Source organism: Paenibacillus sp. Negev47 (assembly GCF_058313655.1).
The window spans coordinates 3,578,437-3,593,488 of record NZ_CM177754.1; the positions used below are offsets into that span (position 1 = coordinate 3,578,437).

12 protein-coding genes are annotated in these 15,052 nt (G+C 43.2%); 3 read left to right on the plus strand and 9 right to left on the minus strand.

From position 1 onward, the window contains the following. The first annotated feature begins 23 nt into the window (after positions 1-23). Both AC4G47_RS16020 and AC4G47_RS16025 read left to right on the plus strand, forming a co-directional pair. Positions 24-914: an ABC transporter permease gene (locus tag AC4G47_RS16020; protein ID WP_145326031.1), complete on the plus strand. Its 891-nt coding sequence runs from the start codon at positions 24-26 to the stop codon at positions 912-914. Between the two features lie 17 nt (positions 915-931). Further along, positions 932-1,822, plus strand: a complete 891-nt coding sequence (locus AC4G47_RS16025; protein ID WP_336757841.1) for a carbohydrate ABC transporter permease — start codon at positions 932-934, stop codon at positions 1,820-1,822. 106 nt (positions 1,823-1,928) lie between these two features. On the opposite strand, the gene AC4G47_RS16030 is transcribed toward AC4G47_RS16025, so the two are convergent. Together AC4G47_RS16030 and AC4G47_RS16035 are read right to left on the minus strand one after the other, a co-directional pair. Beyond that, positions 1,929-3,674, minus strand: coding sequence for a cache domain-containing sensor histidine kinase (locus AC4G47_RS16030; protein ID WP_491101784.1), 1,746 nt, complete (start codon positions 3,672-3,674; stop codon positions 1,929-1,931). 28 nt (positions 3,675-3,702) lie between these two features. Continuing rightward, complete coding sequence (locus AC4G47_RS16035) at positions 3,703-5,319, minus strand: helix-turn-helix domain-containing protein (RefSeq protein ID WP_491101785.1); 1,617 nt, start codon at positions 5,317-5,319, stop codon at positions 3,703-3,705. A gap of 185 nt (positions 5,320-5,504) precedes the next feature. Here AC4G47_RS16035 and AC4G47_RS16040 point away from each other — a divergent pair, with 185 nt between their 5' ends. Continuing rightward, positions 5,505-5,780 (plus strand): hypothetical protein, encoded by a 276-nt coding sequence (locus AC4G47_RS16040; protein WP_491101786.1) that lies wholly within the window; start codon positions 5,505-5,507, stop codon positions 5,778-5,780. Between the two features lie 89 nt (positions 5,781-5,869). Here AC4G47_RS16040 and AC4G47_RS16045 read toward each other — a convergent pair whose 3' ends face one another. From AC4G47_RS16045 to AC4G47_RS16075, 7 genes are all read right to left on the minus strand, one after another. Continuing rightward, entirely contained in the window at positions 5,870-7,132 is a 1,263-nt protein-coding gene (locus AC4G47_RS16045; RefSeq protein ID WP_491101787.1) for an acyl-CoA dehydrogenase family protein, read from the minus strand. Positions 7,133-7,171: 39 nt separating this feature from the next. After that, positions 7,172-7,609 carry a DUF1064 domain-containing protein gene (locus AC4G47_RS16050; RefSeq protein ID WP_491101788.1) on the minus strand — a complete coding sequence of 146 codons (438 nt, stop codon included), beginning with the start codon at positions 7,607-7,609 and terminating at the stop codon, positions 7,172-7,174. Positions 7,610-7,644: 35 nt separating this feature from the next. Further along, complete coding sequence (locus tag AC4G47_RS16055; RefSeq protein ID WP_491106724.1) at positions 7,645-9,054, minus strand: DHA2 family efflux MFS transporter permease subunit; 1,410 nt, start codon at positions 9,052-9,054, stop codon at positions 7,645-7,647. A gap of 391 nt (positions 9,055-9,445) precedes the next feature. After that, positions 9,446-12,106 carry an FtsX-like permease family protein gene (locus AC4G47_RS16060; protein ID WP_491101789.1) on the minus strand — a complete coding sequence of 887 codons (2,661 nt, stop codon included), beginning with the start codon at positions 12,104-12,106 and terminating at the stop codon, positions 9,446-9,448. Then, a complete protein-coding gene (locus AC4G47_RS16065) occupies positions 12,099-12,788 on the minus strand; it encodes an ABC transporter ATP-binding protein (RefSeq protein ID WP_491101790.1) in 690 nt (229 codons plus the stop codon). The genes AC4G47_RS16060 and AC4G47_RS16065 overlap by 8 nt, the downstream gene beginning before the upstream one ends. Positions 12,789-12,893: 105 nt before the next feature. Continuing rightward, on the minus strand, positions 12,894-14,171 hold the full coding sequence (locus AC4G47_RS16070; RefSeq protein WP_491101791.1) for a HAMP domain-containing sensor histidine kinase: 1,278 nt from the start codon (positions 14,169-14,171) through the stop codon (positions 12,894-12,896). Further along, positions 14,144-14,839, minus strand: coding sequence for a response regulator transcription factor (locus AC4G47_RS16075; protein WP_491101792.1), 696 nt, complete (start codon positions 14,837-14,839; stop codon positions 14,144-14,146). The genes AC4G47_RS16070 and AC4G47_RS16075 overlap by 28 nt, the downstream gene beginning before the upstream one ends. Between the last annotated feature and the right edge of the window lie 213 nt (positions 14,840-15,052).

Genomic DNA, 15,052 nt, shown 5'->3' on the forward strand with positions numbered 1-15,052 from the left:
TCGTCAAGAACGGAGGAATATGAATGCTGAGAAAATGGAAGCAGCAGAGTCCCTACCATCTCATGTTGATCCCAAGTCTGGTCCTGGTCTTCATCTTTAGTTACATCCCTTTTTACGGACTTATTATTGCGTTTCAGAAGTACAATCCGGGCCTCGGGTTCAACTCCCCATGGGTGGGATGGGATAATTTTACGCACATATTTAATCAGCCGAACTTCGTAAGAACGATCTGGAATACACTGTACATGTCTGTCTTCAAAATTATCGGCGGTATTATCGTACCTGTTATTTTCGCATTACTGCTTAACGAAGTACTACACAGTGGAATCAAACGTACATTCCAAACGCTGGTATACATTCCGAACTTCCTCTCTTGGGTCATTATGGCCGGCATCATGCTGGATATCCTTAGCTCCGACGGCATTATCAATACTTTTCTAGGTGTATTCGGGATTGCACCGATCTCCTTTCTTGGCACACCCTCTATTTTTCCTTGGACGATGATTGTGAGTGACATATGGAAGGGCTTCGGGTTTGGTACAGTGGTATACCTGGCAGCCCTAACCAGCATTGATCCGGGGCTGTACGAGGCTGCAGTGATTGACGGAGCAAAACGGTGGAAGCAGACCATCTACATTACGTTGCCCCTCCTCATGCCCACGATTGTCTTAATGACCGTATTGTCACTTGGAAACGTACTCAATGCTGGCTTTGACCAGATCTATAATCTCTACTCCCCTGTCGTCTATCAGACCGGTGATATTATTGATACCTATGTATATCGGTTGGGAATTCAGCAGGCCCAGTATTCAATTGGTACCGCCGTCGGATTATTCAAATCCATCATTTCCAGTGTTCTGGTTGCCGTATCGTACATCCTGGCCTACAGGGTGGCTGGCTATCGCATCTTCTAAGAAGGAGGAACTCCCGTATGATCCATGATAAAAGTATGAGCAGGCGTGTGTTTCTTATCATAAACTACATCATATTACTACTGATCTCTCTGCTCTGTATTCTGCCGTTTATCAACCTGTTGGCAGTTTCATTCAGTAGCAGTTCAGCTGTATCTGCAGGCAGTGTTACGTTCTGGCCTGTCGAATTCACGACAAAGGCTTATGAATTTGCATTAACTGGAGGGTCCTTCTTCTCCTCTCTCTGGGTTGCCATTCAACGAACCGTTCTCGGGACATTGGTGAATCTGGTTTTGATCGTGCTCACGGCTTATCCCCTTTCCAAATCGAAACAAAAATTAATGGGCCGTAATATTTATATGGGATATTTTATTGTGACCATGTTATTTAGCGGAGGATTAATTCCAACGTATCTTGTTGTTGTTAAAATGGGACTGATTGATTCCATATGGTCTCTGATCCTGCCTGGGGCTCTCCCCGTATTCAGTATGATTATTCTGATGAATTTCATTAGGGGCTTGCCAGAGGAGATTGAAGAATCAGCAATCATCGACGGGGCTGGGCCTGTACAGGTATTGCTTCGTATTCTACTCCCGCTTCTCAAGCCCGCTCTCGCAACGGTTGGTTTGTTCAGCATCGTTGCCCACTGGAATTCATGGTTCGATGGCATTATCTATATGAACAATCCAGCCAATTATCCATTACAAAGCTACTTGCAGACCCTCCTGCAGAGCTTTGAGCAAATCATGCTGAAATCCGGATCAGATTATACGCAACTGTTATCCATGATGAACGCCAGAACGGGACGTGCCGCTCAAATGTTCTTGGGTGCCATTCCGATTCTGCTCGTGTATCCGTTCTTACAGAAATATTTCACCAAGGGTTTGGTGCTAGGTAGCGTTAAAGGCTAAACAAAAGGGCTTGCAGTTTATACTGTAAGCCCTTTTGTTCATATCTAATCTTATTTTTGGGGTCGCTGTACCACGTTATGACATCCATGAATGAAAGCATGGATGACTATTTCGCTTCTATGATGGCAGGTAGCAGAATGGAGAAAATGGTACCTTCATCTATTTTACTCGCGACTTGTATTCCATAGGGTTTACCAAAATGAAGTTGAATCCGCCGCTGCACGTTATGCAATCCAATCCCATTCGTTCCTGTACTGGCACCGGACTTTTCTTCCATCAAGTTCTGCATCGTATGATGATCCATACCAACGCCATTATCGCAGACCTCGATCACAACTTCATCCAGCTGTGATTGAATCCGAATGGTGATGATTCCGTCTTCTTCGAGTTCAGCCAGACCATGAAAAATCGCATTCTCCACAATCGGCTGCAGGATCATTTTGGGCATGCGATAATCCAACAGTTGATCCTCAACCTCATATCTCATCTGAATACAACCATAGTATCTGACATTCTGAATCGTTACGTAATTCGCTATATTATCGAGTTCTTCACGAATGGTTACGAGGGTTCCATCGGATTTTGTTGCATAGCGGAGCATCGAGATTAGTGCATCGGTCATTTCCACGATTTTATCAGCCTGCTGCATCGAGGCGATCCATTTCACCGACCCAAGGGTGTTATACAGAAAATGAGGTTTGATCTGGTCATGGAGCGCACGCATCTCGGCTTTGGCTTTCTCTATTTCTTCCTGCTGCATCCGTTCGACCATTCGCTTCAATTCATGCGACATCCTGTTGAACCGGTTGGATAAGTGTCCAATCTCGTCTCTTGAGCGGATATGTTCAACTTGTTCGAACTGACCTTTCTCGACCAGAGCGATATTCCGGAGCAGTTTCTTAATGGGAGTTGTGATGACATGAGATAGAAATATGGATATGACGGCAGCAAAAAGAACCATGACAATGGCCAGCGTCACGAGATTACGGCCCAATATTTTGCCATCGGCAGTCAACTCAACCAGTGGCATATATAAATACGTTGTCCATTTTTGCTGACTAAGCGGGCTGGTCACCACGACATTCAATGATTCGGGTGGACGAACGTTGTCCCGGAACAGTGTACCAATTAATCGGTCGTTCACGTTATATACAATCTTGTCATTTTCATCGATAATCATGAATCTGGAGCGGAGCCCTTCCTGTAAGTTGCGATTGACAATTTCGATGAATTTGATATCAATACTGACCACGATCACGCCAATCAGTTCCCCGCTAGCCACATCATGAATTTTGCGTGCATGTGACACCGCCAATATTTTATTCTCCAATTGCTCATCAATTCGCGTTGTGAGCGTAATGGTTCGATCATTTTCGTGCATGAACTTTTTGAACCACAATTCGTTCGCCACTTTGAAGTCTGGGTCAATGGGCTGGTGTGGGCTGACGAACAGATCCTGTCCCCCGTTCATATTGTAGAGGTAGATGGAAAATACGCGGTCTTTCATCATGATATAATTCATCAATATATTGTATGCGGCAATCTCATTTTTTTCGTTACCCTCTCGCAGGAAATCCTGGATCGGAAAACTTCCTTCATGGGTCGCAGATAGATTGTTGCTAAGGCCATTGCTGGCTAACAGCGTGATTTTCTCAATCTCCTTCAAGAATTCGTCAATACGAATATTCGTCTGCTTGGCCAGATCGCTTAACAACGTTGTATAGTTCTGTGCCAATAACCGCTCTGAAGAGTAGTACGAATTGATTGTCATTACAAATACCGGAAGGATAATCACCGTCATACAGATGACCATAATTTTGTGCTTGATTTGGAATGGCTGGACAAGCTTCATATGCTGCACCTCTGTTCACCGATTACATTCATGCCTGCTGTAGTTCTCGATATTCCTCCGGAGTGACGCCTACCGATTTTTTGAAAATCTTACTGAAGTATGTGTAATTATGGTAGCCCACCTTTTCTGCAATTTCATACACTCTCAGTCCTTTGCTCAATAGATAAGACTTCGCATGCTCAATCCGAACACGAGTCAAGTACGTAATAAAGTTCTCTCCTTTTTCCTGTTTAAACAATCGGCTTAGATACGATGGGTTGACACTGATTTGGCTAGCGATACTTTGCAGTGAAATATCTTCCGCATAATACTTGTCGATCAACTCGATGGCGAGGTCGGCGTAGGTACTTTCCTGGTTCATTTCGGAATCGGTTTGGAAGTAATGCGCAATATGAGCAAGCATATCCTGATGGATGTCCTCCCAATACTCACCCTTCAGAACGGTTTCATAGGGCGATTTCTTTGTAAAAGAAGGCGTACCTCTTTCCGCAGCTCGTGACAGATGGGAGTGTATCGTTTCCATTACCATGATATATTGCTTACGAATGCTATTCTCATCCGCCCGCTTGGCTTCCAGATCCGAGCGAATTCCTTCAAGGAACTCCTCCGCCTTTTGGTTGTCTTTGCTTACCCACAACTTCATAAAATCTCGTTCTTGTTGTGGACTCAGAACGCCCTTAACTTCATTTCGATCTGGGGATTGAATCATGTCCTCGTAATACAATACCTGGTTACTGCCTTTGAAAAAACCTTGTTGCAGAGCCATTTCTGCCTCTTGGCAAGCCTTTCTAATGTAAGAGAAATTGGGAACGATTGTACTCACACCAGCCGTGAGCGATAGATTCATAAAATCCTTGATGGAAGAGAGCAATTTGTTACACAGTTTGTTCAAGTCGGCGTGTACAGATTGGCTCTCAGGAAGTACATTGACGATAACCCAGTATTCAGAAGAACTTTCAACAAAGATCTCTTTCTCCCATTTCGAAGGAATAATTTCTTCCATAATATTAAGAATCGAAAATCGGAGCAGCTTTTCCCCCTTCTCTACATATTTCCGCTTCGCATCCTCGTAATAGTTCACGATGAACTTGATGACGACCAACTGGTCTGATCGTATACGGAAATGCAGTTCCTCCGCTTTGGCAACGATATCCTTCTCACCAATGAATCCGCTTACAATATCTTGGAAGAAGCTATCCTTTAGATGTCTTAGGGTCTTGGAATAATCCTGTGCCATAGAGGGTGTGTTGGTCGGGCGAATATGTTCGCTTTGCAGTTTCTGTCCCACGGTGCTCAGGAGCTCGATAAGTGCGGTTTCTGTAATCTCGCTTTTAATCAAGTAGTCTGAAGCGCCAAGTTTCAGTGCCTCTTTCACATAATGAAATTCGTCAAAATTACTTAGGATGACATACTTACATGTTTTCAGTACGCACGAGGCCTCCTGTATGAGTTGTAGACCATCCATAATCGGCATCTTGATATCTGTAATAATTAGATCAGGCATCACTTCAAGCGCAAGACTCAATGCCTCTTTACCATTTCCCGCTTCACCAACAACATAGAAATTGTACTCTTCCCAATTCAGCATGGAACGAATTCCAACCCGCATGAGTAATTCATCATCTACGATCATCAGTTTATACATGCGCATCCCCCAACATGAACCATTTTAGATATTTTACCATTAAACGAACCATTGCAAAGATGTCTAGCGAACCTTCTTGAATTGCAGGTCTCATAAATATCACTTTTACAGAACGTATGTTCCTGTTATAATCAGATTATCGTATTTTGTGTAGCATAAAATGCCGCCTGGAAAGGATACATACCATGAATTTATACAAGTTTGAATTAACGGTGAATGGATATCTGTTACGCGTTCATTTCAGTGCATCTGAAGAAAGTGGATTGAAATGGTGCAAACGAATTGCTTCTGAATTCCAGAGTAACGTTGCCAATCTGGAGATCAAGGTTGATATACATAAAAAGCAGAAACAAAAGCATGCACGAGAATATCACGGAAAACCATATCTGTATGATCGGACACTCAGGAAAAAGCCGCTTGCCAAGAAAAATAACGCGTCTGAATCATCTGCTGCTATGTAAAGGTAAATGGCTTGTTGTCTAACGATATAGAGCCACTGATCTGGTTTATTCAGATCAGTGGCTCCTGGTAACGTAACATTGTCAGTTCTTTATACTTGCACCTGTTTAATAGTATCTTTGATTACATGTGTACTGCTTAGCGTTACAATATGCTGTGGTTCCAGCCCTAGAAGCACTCTTCCGTACAGTTCCATGCAAGTAGAAGCTGTGGTAAACGCATGATTAGCCCCACCACGAATATCGCGGAATATTTGGGATAGTCGGTTCGAATCCAGTATTACACTTCCGCCGCTTTCGACCACTAACATTTCAACGGCTTCCCAACATAACATTGCCGCATATCCAATATCCGTTTGAACCCGCACGAAGTTTTGTTGGTCCAGGAGCTCACAGTTCTTTTCATAAGTCTCTAGAATTTCAACGGATCGATGGATATGAAGATGAGCAGATTCGATCTTCATGGCTGCCAGTCCTACCTTGTACTGGATATGTCCAATTTCTGCCTGGGATTTGTGGATTGTCATGGCTATTCCCTTATGGGGTGCCTTTTCAACAAAGTGTTCCAACGCTCCTCTTGCAAGTCCCAGAATTGTGCTAATTCCTGTCGTGAGACTGGTTATCAAAAATAGATAAGGTTTGAATCGGTCTTCGCCTTTAAGATGCTGCAGCATGCTTTCATCAACTTGCTCTACATCTTCATAAGCGACAAACTCATCGGAAATAAAAACATCATTCATTTCCAAACTGTTACTTGCCGACCCTTTTAGGCTCATCGTGTGCCAATCATCAATAATTTTAATTTCATCCATTGGAACAACAGCGAGCTGCATTTTGGGATCTTGCTGCATTCCACTCGCATCCTTTAAATTTAACAATGCATGTGTTGCATGTTTAGACCCTGAACCAAAGGCCCAACGACCATACTCAACCAGATAACCTCCCTCTACTTTCCTCACCTCTGTTTTGATGGCTTGAAGTACCGAGCAAAATCTCACTTCGTTAACTTGATTGAAGATTTTACTTACCACATTTGAGGGTAGTAGCTTTGATGCACTATAGTTATTTCCGTTTATATTTTGAATCACCCAGCCCACGGAACCATTACCTTTCGCCACTTCAGAGACCATTTCAATCATTGCTCGTATGCTAACTTCAAAGCCACCATATTTCTTCGGTGTTCTAAGTTTAAAGAGTCCTGCACTTGAAAGCTTGTCGATAACTTCTTCCGGTATATGCATGTCTTTATCAATTTTCGTACCGTATTCCTTTAAAAATGGAACTAATTCTGTAGCATGCTGGAGAAGTTGTTGCTCTTCCTCGGTAAGTGAAATGACTGTGCTTAGGTTTGACATTCCAAACACTCTCCTCTTATGGGCTTATACATGCTCGCGCTATATCTCATCATCATGTACCTCAATAAACTTCCAGTTATTCGGAAGACAGTACTTTAAAATAAAAAGCTGACGACGAAGAGGATAATCTCGTTGCATTTTTTTGATCATCCGTCCTTTAACCTCGACGATTTCAACAGAACCATCTTTGAGTTCCATATAGAAGTCAGGGGTATAGACACGTTTTCTGTACTTCTTGCCACAGTGTTCCACAGCTTCCATGATCTCAAAAGTTTTATGAAGCTCTAGCTTATGAAGGTAACCCGCAATAATTAAAGGCACAATCCGCTTATTATAGAAGCGTTCCTCCGCTTGACTATCAAATGTAGGGCATTTAGTAGGTAAAGGGTTCCGAGGTTTTAACAACCTACGATCTTGTTCTCGAATTTTCACATGGGGGTTCGATGTTAGGAGTTCCATGAGATCGGCTTCAGACATATGCATAGGACACCTCATTTTCTTCTTGAGAAGCATTATGACCAATCGGAGTCTCCAGACCACTGTTGGACTTTCACTCGTCTAACAAACACTCCAAGAACAAGGCCAGCAAGAGCTACAAACATCGTGAAGAATAATGCGTTCTGCATACCAGCCGTCAAAGCCAATGTTGCGTTAGCCGGGTTTGAAGGATCAGCAACATTGCTCATGAACTCGCCTACCCCGCTTGTCATGACACTAACCGCCATAGCAATACCAATCGCTCCTGCAATTTGCTGCAGCGTGTTCATAATTGCCGTACCATCCGGGTACATCTCTGCAGGTAGCTGATTCAGACCATTCGTCTGAGCAGGCATCCACACCATAATAATTCCAACCATCAGACAGGTATGCAATACAACAATCAAAGCGATTGACGATGCAACCGTAATATCAGAATAGAACCATAGAGTGACCGCAGTCAGAATTAGACCAGGAACAACCAAAAACTTAGGTCCGAATTTGTCAAAGAGTGACCCTACAACGGGAGAAAGCACAGCAGAGATAATACTTCCTGGAAGAAGAGTCAATCCAGCTGTCAAAGCACTTAATTCAAGAACACGAATCAAAAACATAGGGAGAATAAACATTGCTGCAAGATCTACACTCATACAAATGAATACTAGCACCGTACCGATAGCAAACATCGGGTTTTTAAGTGTTCTTAAGTTCATTAGAGGTTCTTTCATATTCAGTTGACGAATCACAAATAGGATCAATGCGACAACACCTGCAATCAGAGATACAACGACCACAGGGTTACCCCAGCCATGATCTCCCTCTCCAGCAGTACTAATACCGTAAACCAATCCTCCAAAACCAATGGTTGATAAAACCAAAGAGTAAATATCAATACGTGGTTTAGTTATGGGTGCTACATTTTTTATAAATGTAACGCCTACTACCAAAGCAATCACCAGCGTCATTAACGATACCCAGAATATCCAGTGCCAGCTCAAATTATCAATCAATAGACCTGAGATGGTTGGACCTAGAGCTGGTCCCGCTGTGAACACAAGAGTAACCAGCCCCATCGCTTTTCCGCGTTTCTCAGCCGGGAATATAATGAGTGCAGTATTAAACATCAATGGGAAGAGCAAGGCTGCTCCAGCCGCTTGAAGTATTCTACCGAAGAGCAATATTTCGAAACTTCCTGCCATTGCTCCAATAGCTGATCCTACGATGGAAATGATGACTGATGTCAGGAACAGTTGCCGCGTTGTAAACCACTGAATTAACAATCCTGAAAGGGGAACTAAAATTCCCAGTGTGAGTAAATAACCACTCGTTAACCATTGGACTGTGGATTCCGTGATCGCGAACTGATTAATTAAATCGCTAATCGCAATATTAATTGCCGTTTCATTAAACGTACCAATGATACCCGCAAGCATTAATGCAAACATAATGGGTAACACCTTAACATTTGGAATCTTTTGCTCTTCTGAAATAGTACCTGTTTGCAAAACCTTCACTCCTCTGTGTCTTTCTAGTTTTCACTGCATGGCAGAATCGACGCAGTGCTGAAACCTCTATTAGAAAGAACGTTGACCAGAACCGCGATAACAGGCAGCGCATTGTGTTACGTGCATATGTAATCCTCCTCTTGCATACTTATCTCATTCTCTCTCCAAATCTGTTGAGGAGAACTTTCAACTTTTTGATCATACCACACGCATGTCAAGTACCCCCCTCAACCAAAGGGAAAGTCAACCCCCTTTATTTTTTTTGATTCTCTAAATCAAAAAAAGCCGCAATTTATGCGACTTTTCAAGCAATAATCTGTTTTATATTTCTCTAGGTTTCCTTTCTCAATGCCTCCACGATACTTGTTTGATTCAATCGGTACATCGGCCAGGCTGTGGCAACGAGCGTTGTTGCTATGGCACCTGCACAAGCGAGAACAATGCCCCCCCATGGGATCGTCCAAGCTACATCGACAGCACCTTTGAAGAGATGATGTATACCATAGCTCAGTGCTGTTCCGAGTATACTACCGTATAGCGCAGCGTACAGGCCGTATAAAACGCCTTCCAACAAGATCATTTTCCCTACATTACGGTGTGTCATGCCGATAGCATTGAGCACCGCAAATTCTTTGGTTCGTAGAATGAGATTGGTGCTGACGGTGTTCAGTATATTTAGGAACGCAATCAGGACAATGACACCAATAAATCCATATAAAAAGATCTTGGCGGTTGTCGCATCGTTTTTGGCTTGGGCAAGTTGCTGCACCTTATCTGTGTAGCTGTAACCGGCATCTTTTTGGGTCAGGGATTTGAGATAGTCCGTGATCGGTTTGTTGGAATTATCGGTTTTGGCAAGAATAAAGATTCTGGAGTACGTATCGTTACCTGTAACCTTCTCTACGACTTCAGGCGTCGTGATGAATTCAATAACAGCACTCTCATTATGGCTGCTCGACAACAAGCCTTGATCAATAATTCCAGTTACTGTCAGTGTTGTGTATCCTTGACCCTTCCCGTCCGAGTCCAAGGCACGTACTTTGATGTGATCCCCAACCTTGAATTGGGTTTGATCGATAATGATCTGTCTGCCTTCCTCTGTTGTCATTCTTAATTTCTGATTGATGATAACGCCATTTTCCCGGTTTATCTTCTCTTTGTCGATCGTACCAGCCGTTAGTTTGGATTTCAGAGCATCGAGTCCGTTATCTCCGTAGGATTCGAGGTAATTGTTGTCTGTGCGATACCCCTCTCCTTCTTCAACAGAGTACATTCCGGGTCGGAGTTCATAGTACTTGGGATTAACTTTTTCTTTCGGAAAGATAGCCATCACTTGATTATTGTAAAACGGATAGGCATGTTCTACTGCATCAAGCTTCATAATGTCAGAATAAACGGAATCATCGATCCGTTTGGAAGGTCCTTCATAGATAACCGAGTAGGAATAATCAATTCCTGATTGCGATGTCTGCCCCAGCAAACCAGCTAGTCCGCTAAAGACAATAAATAGAATCATGCTGACTACTATGGAAAAGGCAGTGATGCGGAAGCGCTTTTTGTTCCGCCTGATGTTTCGACTAGCAAACTGTCCTTCGATACCCATCATTTTTCCCAGCAGTTTTGATCTCCGGACAGATGTTACGATCTCCACCTTCGTGCTTCCCGAGCTATGCACCGCCTCAAGTGGGGATACCTTCGCTGCCAATCTCGCAGGTCCGATAGCTGATAGATAAACAGTCAATAATCCTAATACACCAGCTATGATCAGGATTGGCAGAGAGATGACCATTTGCATATCATTCAGAAATCCCAACGCCAAAAAGCTGATGTTGTAAAACAGAAGCTTCATAAAGACAGTTCCCGTCAATAATCCAACAGGAATGGCAATCAGACTGAGTATTGTCGCCTCTTTGAGAACTAATTTACGTATTTGTGTTGGGGTAGCCCCAATGCACCGCAGCATTCCGAATTGGGAGGTCCGCTCCAAGACAGAGATATGAAACGTATTATATATCACCGCACTCGTACAACCCATTATAATAATGATGATTGCTGCGAATGCATATAACAAACTATGGTTTACACCTTCATAGGTGCTTTTGCCATACAACTTAAGCAGTTCATTATTATATTCGACTCGAATATTTTTATATTGAATATCCTTATCCAAGGCTATGGCAGAGCCTTGATCCACTTGGTCTAGCTTCAATGAAGATATCATCGCTTCCGTCTTCGCCTGAATCTGATTCATCGATTTCATTTTGACATAGATAAAATAATTTTTGTCCGCATCGATTTTTATATTATCTTCATACGTGATGGCTGGTAATATGAAGCTGGAAGACCACGAAGCGTTAGCACCTGGCTTCATAAATCCCACAACGGTATATTCTCTCTCCTTTTGGGGACGAAAGTCTTCATCCAGATCCCAGCCAAAATCACCTAGGCCATTGATGGGTTTGATCTCCCCGGTTGATGCGACAGTACGCTCGCCAAGACTTAGGGTAAGTGAATCACCAAGTTTCGGTTTGGTCGCAAAACGATCCAGACTCCAGGTCGAAAGAATAATTTCATTTGGATTCTTGGGCAGTCGGCCCGAATCCAAATGAACCTGGAGCTTGTTCATCGCATCGGCATCATATCCTTTGAGATTCAAATATCGATAAGGTGCAGCAAATGGATTTTCATGCTTTTCTTTCACACTCGTTTTGCTGATGACCGAATATCCTTGCCTACTAATGATTCCAGCACTTTCTACGGATGCGTTATTGACAACTTTGGAGACGGCTTCTCCGGGTAATCCGTTAAAAGAAACATGGTAATCTCCGTACTCTTGAACAGTTTGCCGAACCACCTTGTCTCTGAAGCTGAGGCCAATGGTTCCAATGGCAGTAAGTAGTGTCACAGACAAAATAATGCCGACGATCGTTAGTATTGATCTCTTTTTCTGCCCCAGCAGATATTTTGGGGTAAGACTAGTATACTTATTCACGATCTCTCACCCCTGTTTGCTGCAAGAGTGTGCCATCTTTTATATTTACAACACGGTCCGCTCGCTGGGCTACATTCAGATCATGCGTGATCATAATCAAGGTTTGATTATACTTTCTGACGGAGTAGGTAAGCAGATCCACGATTTCTTTACTGTTCTTGCTGTCCAGATTGCCTGTTGGTTCATCCGCCAAAATAATCGATGGTTTATTGATCAATGCGCGTCCAATTGCAGTTCGCTGCTGTTGCCCGCCTGATAATTGGGACGGAAGGTGCTGCCTTCGATCGCTGAGTCCCAACACGCTTAATAATTCCTCGAGATAACCCTCGTCCACATGTTTATTCTCAAGCAGCATCGGCAATTTAATGTTTTCTTCCGCAGTTAGCACCGGGATCAGATTGTACGATTGAAAAATAAAACCGATTTTGCGTCTTCTGAACACAGCGAGTTCATTTTCACTTTGAGAATACAGGTCCATACCATCAATGATGACTTGACCACTTGTCGGTTGATCCACTCCTCCGAGCAGATGCAGCAATGAGCTTTTACCAGATCCACTGGCACCCACGATTGCAACGAATTCTCCTTGATTGACGGACAGATTAACATCTTTCAACGCTTCCACCCTAGCGTCAGCACTTCCGTATATTTTACATAAATGATCGGTCTTCAAAATTTCCACCTTGTTGTACCTCCAGTTGTATGATTAACATTGCTTGATTGTTAGTATAGGTGTGGAAGCTTACGTTGAAGTGAAGAAGAAGCTTACATTTTCGTAAGCTTCTTCTTAAGTCCACTCTTTTTTGAAAAACGAAATTCTGAATGTCGTCCCTTCTCGAGGCACGCTCTCCACCGTAATGATCCCGTGTTGTTCCTCAATGATCGATTTGGTCAAAGCAAGACCAATGCCTATACTGTTGGGCTTATTATGATTCTTGCCTTTATAGAATCGCTTGAAAATGTGAGGCATATCATCGGGATGAATACCTTCGCCGTTGTCTTGGATAACGATCGTATCAAACAATGCGTTTTCTTCCAAACGGATTTGAACCTCACCCTCTGGTGGCGTGTGTTCCAGGGCATTTTTTATCAAATTCATGACAGCTTCCTTAAGCCACTCTTCATCTCCTTGCACATACGCATTCTCACTTCCGAGGATGGTAATGTTTTGCCGCTTCTGGTCTGCTACCGTCCGGAGTGAATAGACAGCGCTCTCCACTATCTCCCTTACCTCGATCCTTTCTTTTCGAAATCCGATAGCTCCCGCTTCGACCCGTGCCAGCTTTAGCAGGCTGATGATGAGCCATTCCATTCGATCAAGCTGTTGCCGACTTCGTTCCAGAAACATCATTCTCATTTTTTCCTTCATCCCGGGTTCATTGAGCAGATTTTCATTGAACACAATCAGAGAAGCCAGAGGTGTCTTGAGCTGGTGGGAAATGTCGGATAACAAATTGCGCAGAAAGGTTTTTTCCTGTTCGAGTTGCTCCAGGCTGTTGGTGAGTCTTTCAGCCATCGCATTGAAACTCCGGCCAAGCGACCCGAAGTCTCCATCCTCCGTCTCGGGCAGCTTTTTATCGAATTGCTGTTCAACAACCTGCTCTGCTGCATGAGAAATAGTTCTGATTTTTACGAAAAATTTACGATACTCCCACAGAAGCAATATCAAGATTGGGATCAGGAACAACAATACTTGAGTCGCTGTTTTCAAGGGTAATGCTCGTCCTGAAAGAGCCGGCTGATCTTCTACAGGCATACCCGCCTGATAACCGTATTGGGCAAGGATACGTTGCCCCTCAGCGAGTTCATTGGTCTGGGCTCCTTGGGTAACAAAGTGAATTACCTCATTCTCCAACTGGGGATCTTTCATCAACAAATGTCCGATTAGTGCGCTATTTTGATTCACGATGGTTGTATTGATGCTATCGACTTGATGCTGCATGTAAAAAAACATCATAAACGACAAAAGAACTTGCAGGGCAAGTACTTTAAAGGCGATGGATTTCCACTCTGGATTTCGGAGGACTTCGATCATGTTCATTTCCCTATAACTTCCACGTTCCATTTATATCCGATCCCCCGAACGGTTACGATATATTGTGGTGCTGCGGGAACATCTTCGACTTTCTCTCTTAACCTGCGGATATGAACAGAGAGCGTATTATCATCAATGAAGTCGCCCGAGAGATCCCAGAGATGATTCAGTATTGAACTTCTGCTGCATATCTGCTTGGGGTGAGAGATTAACATCAATAGTAGTCGATATTCAAGCGCCGTCAGTGTAATTTCCCTATTGTTTTTGAGTACAGTTCCTTCTAATATGCGCACCTGGATGATGTCGGATATCCATAGGCTTACTTCTTGTTTTCCCCTGTTGTTACGTCGCAATACGGCTTTAATTCGTGAAATAAGTTCTTTGGTTCGGACAGGCTTGGTTACATAGTCATCAGCTCCCAGCTCAAGTCCTACGACCACGTTCGCTTCCTCATCCAAAGCCGTCAAAAAGATAATGGGCACTTGCGAAGTTACCCGAATCTCACTGCACAGTTGATATCCTGATCCATCAGGTAAATTGACATCCAACAAAATCAGATCGATCGACTTTGCCTGCAGTGCCTGCCTGGCTTCTTCCAAGCTACCCGCCACGACAACCTCATATCCTTCACTTGACAATGTATATTGAATACCGAACACCAGATTTTCATCATCTTCTACGAGTAATAACCGATTCATCGTACACCTCAGCTCATGCTATTTTGAATTTGTATTTATTTCATTTTGATCATAGAGTTCCTGCGTCATTATACATCATTTGAGTTCATACGCGTGAATGGTTGCTCACTTAACGATTATTCTCGATAGATCGACAAAAAGACTAAAGAACGACTTACTGACGATAACATCAGTGATGTTCTTTAGTCTTTTAAGAAGCACTATCGACACTTT

Coding starts and splice junctions, on each gene's coding strand:
- AC4G47_RS16020 (WP_145326031.1), top strand. CDS start 24: ATGCTGAGAAAATGGAAGCAGCAGAGTCCCTACCATCTCATGTTGATC.
- AC4G47_RS16025 (WP_336757841.1), top strand. CDS start 932: ATGATCCATGATAAAAGTATGAGCAGGCGTGTGTTTCTTATCATAAAC.
- AC4G47_RS16030 (WP_491101784.1), bottom strand. CDS start 3,674: ATGAAGCTTGTCCAGCCATTCCAAATCAAGCACAAAATTATGGTCATC.
- AC4G47_RS16035 (WP_491101785.1), bottom strand. CDS start 5,319: ATGTATAAACTGATGATCGTAGATGATGAATTACTCATGCGGGTTGGA.
- AC4G47_RS16040 (WP_491101786.1), top strand. CDS start 5,505: ATGAATTTATACAAGTTTGAATTAACGGTGAATGGATATCTGTTACGC.
- AC4G47_RS16045 (WP_491101787.1), bottom strand. CDS start 7,132: ATGTCAAACCTAAGCACAGTCATTTCACTTACCGAGGAAGAGCAACAA.
- AC4G47_RS16050 (WP_491101788.1), bottom strand. CDS start 7,609: ATGTCTGAAGCCGATCTCATGGAACTCCTAACATCGAACCCCCATGTG.
- AC4G47_RS16055 (WP_491106724.1), bottom strand. CDS start 9,054: ATGTTTGCATTAATGCTTGCGGGTATCATTGGTACGTTTAATGAAACG.
- AC4G47_RS16070 (WP_491101791.1), bottom strand. CDS start 14,171: ATGGAACGTGGAAGTTATAGGGAAATGAACATGATCGAAGTCCTCCGA.
- AC4G47_RS16075 (WP_491101792.1), bottom strand. CDS start 14,839: ATGAATCGGTTATTACTCGTAGAAGATGATGAAAATCTGGTGTTCGGT.